This is a genomic window from Pseudoalteromonas sp. SG43-8 (genome assembly GCF_014164245.1).
Lineage (GTDB): Bacteria > Pseudomonadota > Gammaproteobacteria > Enterobacterales > Alteromonadaceae > Pseudoalteromonas > Pseudoalteromonas distincta.
Window position 1 is genome coordinate 868,895 of sequence record NZ_JACJEX010000001.1, and the last position, 14,937, is coordinate 883,831.

Annotated in this window: 15 protein-coding genes, 1 tRNA gene and 1 pseudogene; 10 read left to right on the forward strand and 7 right to left on the reverse strand. The window is 38.1% G+C overall.

What is annotated here, in order from left to right; all coding sequences use genetic code 11:
• The first annotated feature begins 89 nt into the window (after positions 1 to 89).
• The 5 genes from ubiG to yfaE all read left to right on the forward strand — a co-directional run bounded on the left by ubiG (position 90) and on the right by yfaE (position 5,639).
• The gene (ubiG, locus tag H5122_RS03940; protein WP_182681334.1) at positions 90 to 800 is read left to right on the forward strand and encodes a bifunctional 2-polyprenyl-6-hydroxyphenol methylase/3-demethylubiquinol 3-O-methyltransferase UbiG; all 711 of its coding nucleotides are present in this window, start codon (positions 90 to 92) and stop codon (positions 798 to 800) included.
• Positions 800 to 1,480, forward strand: coding sequence for an HAD family hydrolase (locus H5122_RS03945; protein ID WP_182681335.1), 681 nt, complete (start codon positions 800 to 802; stop codon positions 1,478 to 1,480). Before ubiG ends, H5122_RS03945 begins: the two co-directional genes overlap by 1 nt.
• A 408-nt stretch (positions 1,481 to 1,888) precedes the next feature.
• Positions 1,889 to 4,171 carry a class 1a ribonucleoside-diphosphate reductase subunit alpha gene (nrdA, locus tag H5122_RS03950; RefSeq protein ID WP_182681336.1) on the forward strand — a complete coding sequence of 761 codons (2,283 nt, stop codon included), beginning with the start codon at positions 1,889 to 1,891 and terminating at the stop codon, positions 4,169 to 4,171.
• Positions 4,172 to 4,236: 65 nt separating this feature from the next.
• The gene (nrdB, locus tag H5122_RS03955; protein WP_002961159.1) at positions 4,237 to 5,367 is read left to right on the forward strand and encodes a class Ia ribonucleoside-diphosphate reductase subunit beta; all 1,131 of its coding nucleotides are present in this window, start codon (positions 4,237 to 4,239) and stop codon (positions 5,365 to 5,367) included.
• Positions 5,367 to 5,639, forward strand: coding sequence for a class I ribonucleotide reductase maintenance protein YfaE (gene yfaE, locus H5122_RS03960; RefSeq protein ID WP_182681337.1), 273 nt, complete (start codon positions 5,367 to 5,369; stop codon positions 5,637 to 5,639). Before nrdB ends, yfaE begins: the two co-directional genes overlap by 1 nt.
• 35 nt (positions 5,640 to 5,674) lie before the next feature.
• Here the strand turns inward: yfaE and H5122_RS03965 are convergent.
• Together H5122_RS03965 and H5122_RS03970 are read right to left on the reverse strand one after the other, a co-directional pair.
• Positions 5,675 to 6,261 (reverse strand): annotated as a pseudogene (locus H5122_RS03965) (DUF1287 domain-containing protein).
• A gap of 27 nt (positions 6,262 to 6,288) precedes the next feature.
• Positions 6,289 to 6,762, reverse strand: a complete 474-nt coding sequence (locus H5122_RS03970; protein WP_024597259.1) for a hypothetical protein — start codon at positions 6,760 to 6,762, stop codon at positions 6,289 to 6,291.
• A gap of 283 nt (positions 6,763 to 7,045) precedes the next feature.
• Here H5122_RS03970 and H5122_RS03975 point away from each other — a divergent pair, with 283 nt between their 5' ends.
• The 3 genes from H5122_RS03975 (at position 7,046) to H5122_RS03985 (ending at position 9,026) form a co-directional block, all read left to right on the forward strand.
• Entirely contained in the window at positions 7,046 to 7,465 is a 420-nt protein-coding gene (locus tag H5122_RS03975) for a hypothetical protein (protein ID WP_182681338.1), read from the forward strand.
• Between the two features lie 53 nt (positions 7,466 to 7,518).
• The gene (locus tag H5122_RS03980) at positions 7,519 to 7,866 is read left to right on the forward strand and encodes a hypothetical protein (RefSeq protein WP_182681339.1); all 348 of its coding nucleotides are present in this window, start codon (positions 7,519 to 7,521) and stop codon (positions 7,864 to 7,866) included.
• A gap of 164 nt (positions 7,867 to 8,030) precedes the next feature.
• On the forward strand, positions 8,031 to 9,026 hold the full coding sequence (locus H5122_RS03985) for an alpha/beta fold hydrolase (protein ID WP_182681340.1): 996 nt from the start codon (positions 8,031 to 8,033) through the stop codon (positions 9,024 to 9,026).
• 145 nt (positions 9,027 to 9,171) lie between these two features.
• Here the strand turns inward: H5122_RS03985 and H5122_RS03990 are convergent, their stop codons facing one another.
• Together H5122_RS03990 and H5122_RS03995 are read right to left on the reverse strand one after the other, a co-directional pair.
• Positions 9,172 to 9,600, reverse strand: a complete 429-nt coding sequence (locus H5122_RS03990; protein WP_182681341.1) for a tetratricopeptide repeat protein — start codon at positions 9,598 to 9,600, stop codon at positions 9,172 to 9,174.
• A 199-nt stretch (positions 9,601 to 9,799) separates the two neighbouring features.
• The gene (locus H5122_RS03995; protein WP_002961145.1) at positions 9,800 to 9,979 is read right to left on the reverse strand and encodes a hypothetical protein; all 180 of its coding nucleotides are present in this window, start codon (positions 9,977 to 9,979) and stop codon (positions 9,800 to 9,802) included.
• Between the two features lie 280 nt (positions 9,980 to 10,259).
• Between H5122_RS03995 and H5122_RS04000 the strand changes: the two genes are divergently transcribed.
• On the forward strand, positions 10,260 to 10,649 hold the full coding sequence (locus tag H5122_RS04000) for a YkgJ family cysteine cluster protein (RefSeq protein ID WP_024597255.1): 390 nt from the start codon (positions 10,260 to 10,262) through the stop codon (positions 10,647 to 10,649).
• A gap of 215 nt (positions 10,650 to 10,864) precedes the next feature.
• A complete protein-coding gene (locus H5122_RS04005) occupies positions 10,865 to 13,234 on the forward strand; it encodes a TonB-dependent receptor (RefSeq protein ID WP_182681342.1) in 2,370 nt (789 codons plus the stop codon).
• Between the two features lie 361 nt (positions 13,235 to 13,595).
• On the opposite strand, the gene H5122_RS04010 is transcribed toward H5122_RS04005, so the two are convergent.
• From H5122_RS04010 to H5122_RS04020, 3 genes are all read right to left on the reverse strand, one after another.
• Positions 13,596 to 14,216 carry an FKBP-type peptidyl-prolyl cis-trans isomerase gene (locus H5122_RS04010; protein WP_002962890.1) on the reverse strand — a complete coding sequence of 207 codons (621 nt, stop codon included), beginning with the start codon at positions 14,214 to 14,216 and terminating at the stop codon, positions 13,596 to 13,598.
• A gap of 69 nt (positions 14,217 to 14,285) precedes the next feature.
• Positions 14,286 to 14,672: a hypothetical protein gene (locus H5122_RS04015; protein ID WP_182681343.1), complete on the reverse strand. Its 387-nt coding sequence runs from the start codon at positions 14,670 to 14,672 to the stop codon at positions 14,286 to 14,288.
• Between the two features lie 54 nt (positions 14,673 to 14,726).
• Positions 14,727 to 14,817, reverse strand: a tRNA-Ser gene (locus tag H5122_RS04020).
• Between the last annotated feature and the right edge of the window lie 120 nt (positions 14,818 to 14,937).

Genomic DNA, 14,937 nt, shown 5'->3' on the forward strand with positions numbered 1-14,937 from the left:
CACAATTAATTTTAATTTACAGGCGCAAAACTTTGCGATTTATCAATTTAGCCCTATATAATGGCCTCAGATTGACGAGGAAGTATTTTATGACCGAACATCAAAATGTAGATCACGCAGAAATAGCAAAATTTGAAGCCATCGCCGAGCGCTGGTGGGACCTAGACGGAGAATTCAAACCTCTTCACGAAATTAACCCATTACGTTTAGACTTTATAGCAAACAAAACGCAAGGTTTATTCGATAAAGAAACACTCGATGTTGGCTGTGGTGGCGGTATTTTAAGCCAAAGCATGGCGCGCATGGGCGCAAAAGTAACTGGCATCGACATGGGGCAAGAGCCTTTAACTGTTGCTAAGTTACACAGTTTAGAAACTGGCGTAAATGTAGATTACATAAAAGTGCCTGCAGAAGAGTTTGCATCACAACACCCAGAGGGCTTTGATGTAATAACCTGTATGGAAATGCTTGAGCACGTTCCCGACCCAGCATCTATCATTCATGCCGTAGCTGCACTTGCCAAACCAGGCGCAGACGTGTTTTTTTCAACCCTGAACAAAACACCTAAAGCATATTTATACGCTATTGTTGGTGCTGAAAAGCTTTTAAAAATGGTGCCTGAAGGTACACACGACCATAAAAAGTTTATAAAACCTGCGCAGCTCATTGCATGGGCAGAGCAAGCGGGTTTAAAAGTTCGTGCAAGTACAGGCCTTTCTTATAATCCACTATCAAAGCAATATACGCTCAATAGTGACGTTAGCGTAAATTACATACTGTACTTTGAGAAGTTAGCTTAATGGCTAACTCTCAAGCCCCCCTCCCCCTTATTGAGTACGATGCATTTTTATTTGATTTAGACGGCACTCTACTCGACACCGCTGATGATTTAGGTGCGGCTTTAAATGCAGTTCTCATTAATAATAAAATAGAGCCAGTTAGTAGTGATGTATACCGCCCTGCGGCATCTAACGGCGCAGGCGCATTATTAGAGGCTGGTTTTAAAGAGTTATGGGACACACAACCTCAAAGCGAACTTATTAAGCAATTAGTTGACGAATACGCTGCAAACATAGCAAATCACACGCATTGCTTCAGCGGTGTTGAATCGTTGCTTATTGCCCTTGATCAGAAAAAGATCAAATGGGGGATCATGACTAACAAACCAGGGTTTTTAACTGATCCTTTAGTGGCAGCAATTCCCGCATTGAAAAATGCTAGTGTAGTAATAAGTGGCGACACCTTAGCTGAAGCTAAGCCATCCCCTTTACCGCTGCTACATTGTGCAAAGCTTATGAGAGTGCAACCAAAACGCTGTTTGTACATTGGTGATGCACAGCGAGACATACAAGCAGGCAAAGCCGCAGGTATGCGCACAGCAACGGCACTTTGGGGCTACATACCAAGTATTGATGAAGCCAACAGCTGGAATGCTGATTTTAACTGGCAAAGCCCAATTGATGGTTTTAACCATATATAGTGCCATGTTAATTAATAAACACTATATATTGTGATTGTGTTAGTTTTTACGCAAAGCTTGCTGATAAAAAAAGCAGTCAAAATTTATTTTTAAAATGCGTAAATTTAGCAGATCATTAGTTGATTTTTGCATATTTCAACTTAAATGATTGTTCGAAGGTGAGTGTCTACTAACACAAATACGTTATCCCGAAGTTATCCACAAATAGGGGCAATTATGTCCCTTGCAAAACAACTCAGACCACACTATCTTGTGATCTCTAAATTGAACAACACCAGATATTGTGGCCAAATGTTATTCAATTAAATTCGCAAATATGGCGAAAATTATAATAAATGAGTATATAGCTTGCCTCGGCGAGGTATAAAGCATTGGTCAAAATACATAATTCCCAAGGAATACAGGCAAATGAACCAACAGTTATCTGTAAGCAAACGTGACGGGCGTAAAGAGCCTCTTGATCTGGATAAGATCCATCGCGTTATTGAGTGGGCCGCCGAAGGTTTAAACAACGTTTCGGTTTCGCAAGTTGAATTAAAGTCGCACATTCAGTTTTACGACGGTATTCGTACTAAGGACATTCACGAAACCATCATTAAAGCAGCAGCGGATCAGATTTCAAAAGAATCGCCTGATTACCAATACTTAGCTGCACGTTTAGCTGTATTCCATTTACGTAAAAAAGCGTACGGTCAATTTGAGCCACCACGTTTATTTGACCACGTAACAAAAATGGTTGCCGATAAACGCTATGATGCTCATTTACTAGTAGATTACACAGAGCAAGAGTTAGATGAGCTTGATGCATACCTTGATCATTCTCGCGATCTTAACTTTAGCTACGCTGCTGTAAAGCAACTTGAAGGTAAGTACCTCGTTCAAAACCGTGTATCGGGTGAAATATACGAAAGTGCACAGTTTTTATATATTTTAGTTGCGGCAAGCTTATTTTCAGATTACCCACGTGAAACACGTACTGATTACATTAAACGTTTTTACGATGCAGTATCTTTATTTAAAATATCTCTACCAACGCCAATTATGTCGGGTGTACGTACGCCTACTCGCCAATTTAGCTCGTGTGTATTAATTGAATGTGGCGACAGCCTTGATTCAATCAATGCAACGTCGTCAGCTATTGTTAAATACGTTTCACAACGTGCGGGAATTGGTATTAATGCAGGTAGAATACGTGCGCTAGGTAGCCATATTCGTAACGGCGAAGCGTATCACACAGGTTGTATCCCTTTTTATAAGCACTTTCAAACAGCGGTTAAAAGTTGTTCACAAGGTGGTGTACGTGGCGGCGCAGCAACATTATTCTACCCGCTTTGGCATTTAGAAGTAGAGAACCTACTTGTACTTAAAAATAACCGTGGTGTAGATGACAACCGCGTTCGCCACCTAGATTACGGCGTACAGTTTAATAAATTAATGTACTCTCGTTTAATTAAAGATGATTACATTACATTATTTAGCCCATCAGATGTGCCTGGCCTTTATGATGCATTTTTTGAAGACCAAGCTGAGTTTGACGCACTTTACGTTAAATACGAACAAGACGAGTCTATTCGTAAAAAACGCATTAAAGCCATTGAGCTTTTCTCTATGTTTGCGCAAGAGCGTGCAAGTACTGGTCGTATTTATTTACAAAATGTGGATCACTGTAATACACACAGCCCATTTATTTCTAAAGTTGCGCCAATTCGCCAATCTAACTTATGTTTAGAAATTGCATTGCCAACTAAGCCACTTAATAACGTGAATGACGAAGAAGGCGAAATTGCCCTTTGTACACTTTCTGCGTTTAACCTAGGTGCAATAGAGTCACTTGATGAGCTTGAAGAGCTAGCTGAACTTGCAGTACGCGCACTTGATAACTTACTTGATTTCCAAGACTACCCTGTACCGGCTGCTAAAAATGCAACTATGGGTCGTCGTACACTAGGAATAGGCGTAATTAACTACGCATACTACCTAGCTAAAAACGGTAAGCGTTATTCTGATGGCAGCGCTAATGCATTAACACATAAAACCTTTGAAGCTATTCAATATTACTTAATGAAAGCATCAAACGAGCTTGCTAAAGAGCGTGGCGCGTGTCCTAAGTTTAACGAAACAACGTATTCACAAGGTATTATGCCAACAGATACGTACAAACGTGATTTAGATAAAATTTGTGATGAGCCACTTCATCTTGATTGGGATACACTACGTGCAAGTATTAAAGAGCACGGTATGCGTAACTCAACACTAAGTGCATTAATGCCATCAGAAACATCGTCGCAAATCTCTAACGCAACTAACGGTATTGAGCCACCACGTGGACATATTAGCGTTAAAGCAAGTAAAGACGGTATTTTAAAACAAGTTGTTCCTGAGTATGAGCGTTTAAAAGATCAGTACGAGCTACTATGGGACATTCCATCAAACGATGGTTATTTACAGCTTGTTGGCATAATGCAAAAATTTGTTGACCAAACAATTTCTGCAAATACAAATTATGATCCAAACAAGTTCGAAGGCGGTAAAGTACCTATGCAAGTCTTATTAAAAGACTTACTAAGCGCGTACAAACTAGGTGTTAAAACCTTGTATTACCACAATACTCGCGATGGCGCCTCAGACTCACAAGAAGATGCTCCAGAAGTGGAAGATGACGATTGTGAAGGCGGCGCGTGTAAAATATAACTGCTGATTTTTATTTTAAGCGGGCATTTAGCCCGCTTTTTCTGATAGTTTTTTGAGTGATAAACATGTCTTATACTACTTTTAGCCGAAACCATAATAACCAAATGCAAGAGCCAATGTTTTTTGGCCAAACTGTAAACGTATCTCGTTACGACCAACAAAAATACCCAATTTTTGAAAAGTTAATTGAAAAGCAACTGTCTTTCTTTTGGCGTCCTGAGGAAGTAGATGTAAGTAAAGACCGTTTAGACTTTCAAGCATTACCAGATCACGAAAAGCATATATTTTTAAGCAACTTAAAATACCAAACACTGCTTGATAGTGTACAAGGTCGTTCGCCAAACGTGGCTCTACTTCCAATTGTATCGCTACCAGAGCTTGAAACATGGATAGAAACGTGGGCGTTCAGTGAAACAATTCACAGCCGTTCATACACGCATATTATCCGTAACGTAACACAAGCACCTGAGCTTATTTTTGATGACATTGTTAGCAACGATAAAATTAGCGAACGTGCTGATGCCGTAACTAAATACTACGATGACTTAATTAACTCTGTATCGCTTTACAACTTATACGGTGAAGGCAAACACGAGATTAACGGTAAAACAGTTATCATTAATTTATTTGAGCTTAAAAAGAAACTTTACCTGGCTATGATGTCGGTAAATATTCTTGAAGCGATTCGCTTTTACGTAAGCTTTGCATGTTCGTTTGCATTTGCTGAGCGCGAGCTAATGGAAGGTAACGCTAAAATCATCAAGCTAATTGCACGCGATGAAGCACTTCACCTTTCTGGTACTCAGCATATTTTAAACATTATGCAAGACGGTAAGGACGATCCAGAAATGGCGATTGTTGCTGCCCAGTGCCGCGACGAAGCAATTAAAATGTTTGTTGATGCTGCAGAGCAAGAAAAAGAGTGGGCCGAATACTTATTTAAAGATGGTTCGATGATTGGCTTAAATAAACATATTTTATGTCAGTACGTTGAATACATTACCAATGCACGTATGACTGCAATTGGTTTGCCAGCACAGTTTGAAAATAACAGTAACCCTATCCCGTGGATAAACTCGTGGTTAGTGTCTGATAACGTGCAAGTAGCACCACAAGAAGCAGAAATAAGCTCATACCTTGTTGGTCAAATAGACTCTCAAGTTGATGCATCAGAATTTGGTGATTTTGATTTATAATGAGTAGCAAGTCTACTGCAAGCATAACGCTTGCAGAAAACAGCCAGTGTATAGAATTTACCGCTGGCTGCCCTTCTCTTTTACACTGCTTAGAATCCATGAAAATAGACGTCGCATTCCAATGCCGTGAAGGCTATTGCGGCGCTTGTAGAGCAACTTTAGTGTCAGGCAGTGTTGAGTATAACGAAGAGCCACTTGCGTTTGTACGCGAAGGCGAAATACTGTTGTGCTGCTGTAAACCCAATGGCAATGTAAGTATTGATCTGAAATAAAAATCAATACTTACATCTATCGTTTATTAAACTTATCAATAGTGTGGAACGAACCGGTAATGTCCGGTAATTTTATAATCAAAAAGCATATCGCTTTTTTGCGGACCACGCCCTATATTATGCACAATAAGTGGGTTACCCGTATCTTGAGATAACTCATTAATCACCATACCTATATGAGGTAAATTACCTGGTAACATCCACGTTATTATATCGCCGGTTTTATAATCACTCACTTTGTTGGATATACTCAATACGTTTGCATGGCGCTCAAAGTAAGCTTGTAAATTTGGAACACGTCGGTGATCTATATTTTATCAGGCTTAGTTAAGCCCCAAATACGTTTAGATGGATACAGCGCAAAGTTTTTTTGCATGTCTTCATGCACGAGTTTCTGTAAATCAACACCTAACTTTCTATAACTTCTAATTATTACATCGGTGCACACACCTATATTTTTAGGTACATCCCCACCAGGGTAGCCAATAGAGCGATAAGCGCCGTCGTAAGTCACATCATGAGTTGTACGCTCAAGCAAAGCTGAAACAATATCTTCTTCAAACGATGCTGCATTACTATTAATACACGCTAAAGTAAGTAAACACCCAATAATTCTGTACATATAAACTCCTTTCAACCTAAAATTGAGTTACAGCGTTTGGGCTACGTGCCTAAGCACGTCTATTTTATTGCCTTTACTTGCAAATTGCGTATCCAGCGCATATGCCATTTTTTCAAGCGGAGCGTCATTGTATCCTACATGTTGGATTTCGCTAATGTAACGCATCATAAACGCGTCTGGACCAAGTTTAAGCCACTGCGCTACATGCACAAGCTCATGAAAATGAACCCTCAAATCTTTTGCAACCTCAGGAAGTAGATAATAGGTATTTTTATACGTTATACCCGCCGCGTCCATATCGACAAAATCACCTAGACCCATTTCTCGCAGACCCGCAAAGTCTGGCTTTGGTATTTGGTCTACAACAACGTAATACGCGTTTTTTAAAAACTCGCTAGAATAAAACCCATAAAATTCATTACTGAATTTATCACAACTCACTTTTTGACTGCTGTATTTTAAATTTGTAGCGTCAATCCAATTTTCTATTTGTTCTAGCACAGCTCCTCTCCTAAAGTACAAATGCAACACACCATGTATAAACCTTAATCTAATATTGTAGTAAATTTTTAACCAGCACTTTTAGTATTAACATCTAGCAACTTGCGAAGAAAATAGAACGCATAAAATATCTAAATAAAAAGCTCTAAATCAAAATTATCATACAAGCATAACCGGTCTATAAACAGTAAAACCCTTTTTTATACTTTTTAAAGTGTTATTATTTGTAACTAAAACAGTAACACTTAAAATCATGTATAATTTTACTAATACACTCTTTCACATGAAAGTAATACGTTTCAGTCTTATTGTCTTACTGGCCATATTAAGTAATACAGTAAATGCTGAAAATATAAAACCGTTCACATCAGATGGCTGTAGTGCTTTTCCGGATGGCACCACAAAAGATAAAAAGTTGTGGCTTGCATGTTGCAAAGCGCACGACTACGCCTACTGGCAAGGTGGCACTTATTGGCAACGTTTAGAAGCAGATAAAGCCTTGCAACAGTGTGTTATTGAAGCCGGCGAAACGAGTATAGCAAACCTTATGCTTGTTGGAGTTCGATTTGGTGGCAGTCCTTATATACCATCGACTTTCAGATGGGGCTATGGTTGGCCCTATCCTAGGTTATATCAAGCATTAACAGCTGATGAAATTAAGCAAATTGCTGCTTTAAAAACGGTATCAACTCAAACCAATTAATACATTGTGAAAAACTGGGTTATGCAAATAATATCAAAAGGAATTGTATCACTATGCTTATACTGCTAAGTATCATTTTAACTTTGTTTCCAACAGTAATATCTTATTTTGTTTCACGTAATTACGCTGAAAAGGCTAAAGCGACTAATAAAGGTGCTTACATCAGAGCAGTGCTTTGGCCTAGTGTTTTCTCGTGGACACTATTTGCTGCTGTTGGGCACGGTGCAATCATCTTCCCCTTACCTTCAACATTTGCGGTCGTGTTATATGTGTTTCTATATGACGAACGTGGTATCTATTTCCATCCTCACATATTTTTAAGCCCAACGATTCCAATAGCCGTTTATTTAATAAGCTATTTCAAATACAAAAAAGCGGCCAATAAAGAGCTAACGCCCTAGCCCACTGTTGGCTTATCAGTATCTTGTAAGGTCCAAAGCTGCACTTACTCCTGCTGTGCACTTCTTTGCTGTGAAACTACAACGTTATTATCTGAATATAAATGTGTAAATAATAGGTCTAGTAAATTAATAAAGCGTCATTACCAAAAATAACGAATTTACTAATGCACCTAGATATACAAAAAAGCCTTAAAGTAAAACCTGCTCACATCGTCTCATTTATTGTGTTTTTATTAATTTCAATATCTACGTTTACCGCTCAAGTATATGCAGCTGATGCTGTATGGCCTTCAAAAACCACTTACAAATATGCAAATGTAAATGGTAAAAAAATATTTTACCGAGAAGCTGGCGCGCAGCATAAGCAAACCATTGTACTTTTACATGGGTATCCGTCGTCTTCACACAGCTACCGAGAATTGATCCCACTCTTATCAGGTCGCTATCATGTGATTGCACCTGATTATTTAGGCTCTGGTTATAGCGCACGCCCAAACCCAAAAACTCAAAAATATACTTTTGAATTACTAGCTCAATACGTTGAAGGATTACTAACAACACTTAAAGTAAAGCGCTACAGCCTTTATATACAAGACTTTGGGGCACCTGTAGGCTTTAGAATGTTGTTAAATAACCCTAATAAACTTGATGCACTTATTGTACAAAATGGTAATGCGTATTTAGAGGGGCTAACCCTACCGAGGCAAGCATTTTTTAAAGCCGCGAATGAAGATAGTTCGAAAGCGCAGAGTGATAAAATTTATTCGTTCACATCTGATAAAGCCATTATTAATAATCAGTATTTACGAGACGTACAAAGTAACCCAGAAATAATGAGCCCAGATAGCTGGACGCACGATCTTCACTTTTTACAAACCAAAGCCGATAGAGTAATTCAAGTGCAATTGCTACAAGATTACTACAACAACCTTCTCGACTATCCAAAGTGGCAAGCTTATTTACGCAAGTACCAACCACCAACGTTAATTGTATGGGGTAAAAACGACCCTGCGTTTATAGCCGAAGGCGCTAAAGCATACTTAAAAGATGTACCGAACGCTGAACTGCATTTACTCGATTCAGGGCACTTTAGCGTTGAAGAAAAACCAGTAGAAATTGCAAAGTACATTATCGATTTTATGAATAAGCTAGCTCAATAGTAAGCCTTATATTTTGGTTTAGTATTTATAGCGAACATAAAAAAACGCTGAGGGTATAAACCATCAGCGTTTCATTAAATTGTACTAACTTAAGCTAAATCCAAATAAATAGTATTCAATATGGGTAACTCATACTTTTAAGTATTTACCCTTCTTCTTCAATAAGTGATTCTAGTAGATCGTGTATCTCAGCTTTAAGCTCTTTATCTTCAATTTTATTAGCACTAACCTTAGCATTTTGAAGATTTTTAATAGCCTCGTCTTTTTGACCAAGTTCTAGCTGCAGTGTAGCCATTGAAAAAGAAACCGACGACATGTGATCTTTGTTATTAATCGCAACAGACTTTTCTAATGCTTTTTCATAAGTCGTGATTGCCTCTTCTAGCTCTTCGGTAAAATCAGCTAAAGTTTCCCATTGTACTGGGTGATCTTTTGAAGTGTTTTCGTTTTCAATACAAATCGCTTTTAATTGAACAAATAAAGATTCAAATTTTTCTCGGTTATTTTTGTTAGCCGCCGCCATTAAATCTTCTGCTAGGTCATGTACCGCTTTATATATTTTTGTATTCATCATCACTGGTTATCCTTTAGTGCAGCTAAACTAATGTACTGACTCAATTTAGCTAAAATGTATCATTACAGTCATTATAAAATGTATTTAAACAACTGATTTATTTAATTTGGTGTATAGCGTAATAATACATTAATAATGAACATCGCGTAGGCGTTAAACACACTGTAATTAAACTTTATCGCAATTACTCTTAGTAACATCACACACTGAATAAACTTGCAACCCAATCCAACGTAAAGATGGTCGTAAACACTTTAAGTGCAATGACAACTATAAATAATAAGATGATTGCCGCTTTGGCTTTGCTACTTTTAAGGTTGTTCCAATATAATAACTTTGCATTAAATTCTGTTTTTAACTTAGTAACAGCTTCTTTCATAATTACATCCTACTTAGGGATCCCGCTCAGCAACATTTAATAACTACACAGCTACCCAAGCAGGTTTCATAATATTTTTCGCCACCTTAGAGTAAAGCATTAAATAAAGCCTGTACTATATAAAATGTAACAAGGGGTTTTAACTTAAGTTATTGTATCTAACTTTTTTACACACCCAAAAAGCAAACAATGGGGCAATTCAGTAGAGCGTTAATAATAAATTTGGTGCTACACTAATACCTAACTTAAATGTGTTAACAGCCAACTAAATTAGCAAATTATGAAAGAGTGCAACCAGTGTGGTAAATGCTGTATTAAATATGGTGGCGGCGACTTAAGCGCAACGAAAGAAGAAATAGGTTTATGGGAGCTCTTTAACCCCGAAATTTATGAGTACGTTAAAAACAACGAAATTTGGTTTGACCCAAAAACAGGCTTAAGACTTCAAGTGTGCCCATTTTTAGAAATTGCGCCTAAAAAGGAGCCTCTCGCTAAAAATATGTATACCTGCAGTATTTACCTTGACCGTCCAGAAGACTGCCGCCACTACCCTAGCCTTATTTCAGAGATGATCCGCGACGAATGCGAAATGATTGAATCTATAGATATAACAAACCAGACAAGAGCGCAGCATAAACTAGATTTGATAATGATAGATAGCCGCTCTTAAATACCCAGATAAACCTGCAGCGCTATGAGACTCGCACTTAAATAAATAGGTATTTCTATTAACATACCTATTATTATAATTTTTATAAAATTGGTTTAATCGTCATTTTTAGATCATTCATCGCAAAACACAAAGTTATACTATAACATTGTTGATTCACTGATTTTGCGGTGTTATATTATATCACAACATAATAACCGCGAACCAATATATCCATGACAAAGTTAACATTAATCTCCTCTGCTATTTTTTCTGTTTTATGTTCTCAATCAGCTTTGGCTGCCACTGTTACTGGTAAAGTAATGGATGATAAAAATCAACCAATCAAAAATGCCTCAATTCATGTGCATGGCAAAAACCAAAGCGTTAAAAGTAACGATTTAGGCGAATTTGCTATAGAAATCGATGCAAATAGCCAATTACATATTAGTAAAGACAACTACGTAGACTCTCGTATTGCTGTAAGCGAATCTTCAAATAATCTGTCTGTGTCACTTAAACCAACATCAGTTGAGACAGTGGTTGTTTATGCCTCTGCACTTCATAAAAATAGCCTCGAGATGATATCGCCAGTAAGCGTGCTCTCAGGTGATGAATTAAGAAATAAATCAAAACCAACTCTTGGTGAAACTCTAAAAGGTTTACCAGGCGTAAATGCAAGTTACTTTGGCCCTGTATCATCAAGCCCAATTATTCGTGGTTTAGATGGCCCTCGCGTTAAAATCACACAAAATGGATTAGATGCCAGCGATGCATCACGCATTGGCCCAGACCACGCAACATCAAGCGACAGCCTAGCAGCAGAACAAATTGAAGTATTACGTGGCCCAAGTACCCTACTTTATGGCTCTGGTGCAATTGGCGGTGTTGTAAACGTGGTTGATAACCGCATCCCTACAGACAATATCGACGAGCTTACGGGTGCTGCTGAATACAGCCACGATACAGTGTCAAACTCAAACACAGTAGCTGCAAAACTTGAAACAGGTAATGAAGGCTTTAACTTTCATTTTGATGGCACTAAGCGCAGTGGCGATGATTACCAAACACCTACCTTTACTATTGCCGACGATGATGGCGATGTAGAAACAGAGAATTCTGTAGAAAACACATTTATTGATAGCGAAACACTTAACTTTGGTACCAGCTATGTTGGCGATCATTTAACGATTGGTTTTTCATACGGTAGCATTGATACTGATTACGGTATTCCTGGGCATGAGCATCATCACGATCACGAAGGTGAAACTGAAGAAGAGCATGCAGAACATGAAGATGAAGCAGCTGAAGAGCCAGTTTATGCACATTTAGAGCAAGATCGCTGGCAAGGGCTTGTAAGTTACGCCCTTCATAATAACTGGATTGAAACCATCAACCTACGTGTTGGCTATACAGATTACTCGCACAGCGAAATTGAAGATAGCGAAATTGGTACTACTTTTAAAAATAAAACGACTGAAGCACGTTTAAATGTAGAGCATAAGTTTGCTGATTGGCACGGAATGATGGGCTATCACTACAGCGATTCTGACTACGATGCAATTGGTGAAGAAGCATTTACACCTGCAAGTGTAACTACAACTAACGCATTATATTTACTAGAAGAGCGTGAATTTGGCGACGTTACAATTGAACTTGGCGCACGTGTTGAAGATTACAAAATTGAAAGCCAAATCACGGCACACGAGCATAGCCACGATGAAGTAGAAATAGATCACAGCGACGAAGAAACCATTGGGTATAATGAAAGTTTTACCAATTTAAGTGCCTCTGCTGGTGCCATTTGGCAATACAAGCCGGGTCATAGTATCGCTACGAGTATTTCTCATTCAGAACGAGCACCGCTTTCGGCAGAACTTTTATCTAACGGTTTACACATCGCAACTGGCACGTACGAGCTAGGCCTTGGTTACAATATTGAAGATAATGAAGCGCATTTTGAGCCAGAAAATATCAAGCAGGAAACTTCAACAAACTTAGATTTAAGCTTTAGACGCTTTAGCGGTGATTTTGGTTACACCGTTAACTTTTTCTATAACGATATCAAAAACTTTTATTTTCAAGAAAATACGGGTTTAGTTTACGATGAAGAAGATGGTTTAGAATCAGCTATTGGTGCACATGACGATGCTGTTGCGGTTTATCAGTTTACAAGTAAAGACGCAGAGCTTTATGGAATTGAGTTTGACGCGCATTACCAAGTAACACCAAGCGCTATGGTTAAAGTATTTGGTGACTCAACTCGTGCAAAACTAAAAGACGACGAAGGTAATTTACCACGTATCCCTGCCAATAAATTAGGCTCTGAGTTACAGTACGATTTAGGTGACTTACAACTAACATTAACGGGTACTCATTACTTTGATCAAAACGATGTAACTGCCTTTGAAACTCAAACTGATGGCTATACGTTATTTGATGCACAAGCTAATTACCAATTAGGTTTAGGCAGTATCGATGCACAGCTGTATATAAACGTTGATAACATTACTGATGAGTTAGGTTTTGTACATAGCTCATTTATTAAAGATAAAGCACCACTACCAGGCAGAAACTTCCGCTTTGGTGTTCGTGGCTATTTTTAATAATTAAAAATACTTTTAGTTTATAAACCGCATTTTATTAATGCGGTTTTTTTATTTTTAGAATATATAATATCGTTCGGCAATAATACTTGATCAATTCAAGGGATTAAACTTTGCACTAACTGCGTAAAAAATTATGAAATACGACTGCATGGATGCAAAAGGTAGAGCAATGCAGGAGCAATTAGTGATAACAATTAGTTAAAAAAGCTTTTGCCTTGTTATCAACCCTATTTTCTTAGCGTAAAGTAGATCACTTAATTAATCGAATTGGTATAAAACACTTAGATTACAGACACAAAAAAGCCGTATTCAGATTGAATACGGCTTTTTAAACTCTTAATTTTAAAGTTTATTTAAATTAAGAAATGATTTCGTGTAGTTCAACATCAAATACAAGCGTTGAGAAAGGTGCGATTGCAGCACCTGCGCCACGTTCACCATAAGCAAGCTCATGAGGAACGTAGATACGCCATTTAGTACCTACAGGCATCATTTGTAATGCTTCAGTCCAGCCTTTGATCACGCCACCAACTGGAAATTCAGCTGGTTGACCGCGCTCGTATGAGCTATCAAACACAGTACCGTTAATTAGTGTACCGTGGTAATCGACACGTACTGTAGACTCAGCAGTTGGTTTTTCGCCTTCGCCAGTCGCTAGTACTTCGTATTGAAGACCAGACTCAGTTACTGTGATTTCAGGACGTTTTGCGTTTTCTTCTAAGAATGCAATACCTTCGGCAGAAAGTACTTTAGATTCTTCTTCACGACGAGCTTGGATCTCTTCGTTAATCTTTTCGAATGCAGCTTGAATCTCAGGGATCTCAACTTGAAATGCGCTACCAGCGTACGCATCTTTCATGCCTTCAAATACTGAATTTAGGTTTAAGCCTTCAAAAGGATTAGACTTAAGTTGCTCACCCATTTGTAAGCCAATACCGTAACTTGCTTTTTCAGCATCTGTAGTAAAATTATCTGACATAATGTGTTTTTCACGTTTTGTTAGTTAAAAGACACGTATATGCTATCACAAAATAAACCCCGTTTGGGGCTAGTTTTTGCTGAGTTTTAGCTTAATTAGGCCAACAATATAACTACAAAGCGGTAAAGTGAATAAAATTCCAACAAGTAAAGGAGTAGCTAATAATCCAGGTTCGCCAGACAGTAAAAATGGCACTGCAACTAAGCCTACTAAACCAATAAAAGCAGAGCCAATTACTGGCCAATGTTTATCATATTTAGTAATAAGATGGGCAGCCAAAATATTAAAACCAAGACCATAAGCAAAAGCGGTAATTAATGGATATTCTGGCTGTGCGTCGACCGCCATTTTTGCCAACAAGCTAATAGCACTTTGATAGCAGTAACCAAATACCACCCATAATAAAAGATGTTTTATTAATTGCTGTGAGGTTGATAGGTTTGTTGCTTTAGTCATTAATTAAACTCCACAAAGCAAAAAACCGCCTATAAGGCGGTTTTTTTTAAATAATGGTGGAGAGATAGGGATTTGAACCCTAGATGGGCTATAAACCCATGCCGGTTTTCAAGACCGGTGCATTCGACCACTCTGCCATCTCTCCGTACGGCGCGAATAATATGGTTAAACGTGTTACTTGTAAAGAGCTAAATATAAATTAATCGTAAATAATAATTAAACGATTAAAAACAAGTCACATTGCTCTTTTGTTGCGCTATTTACT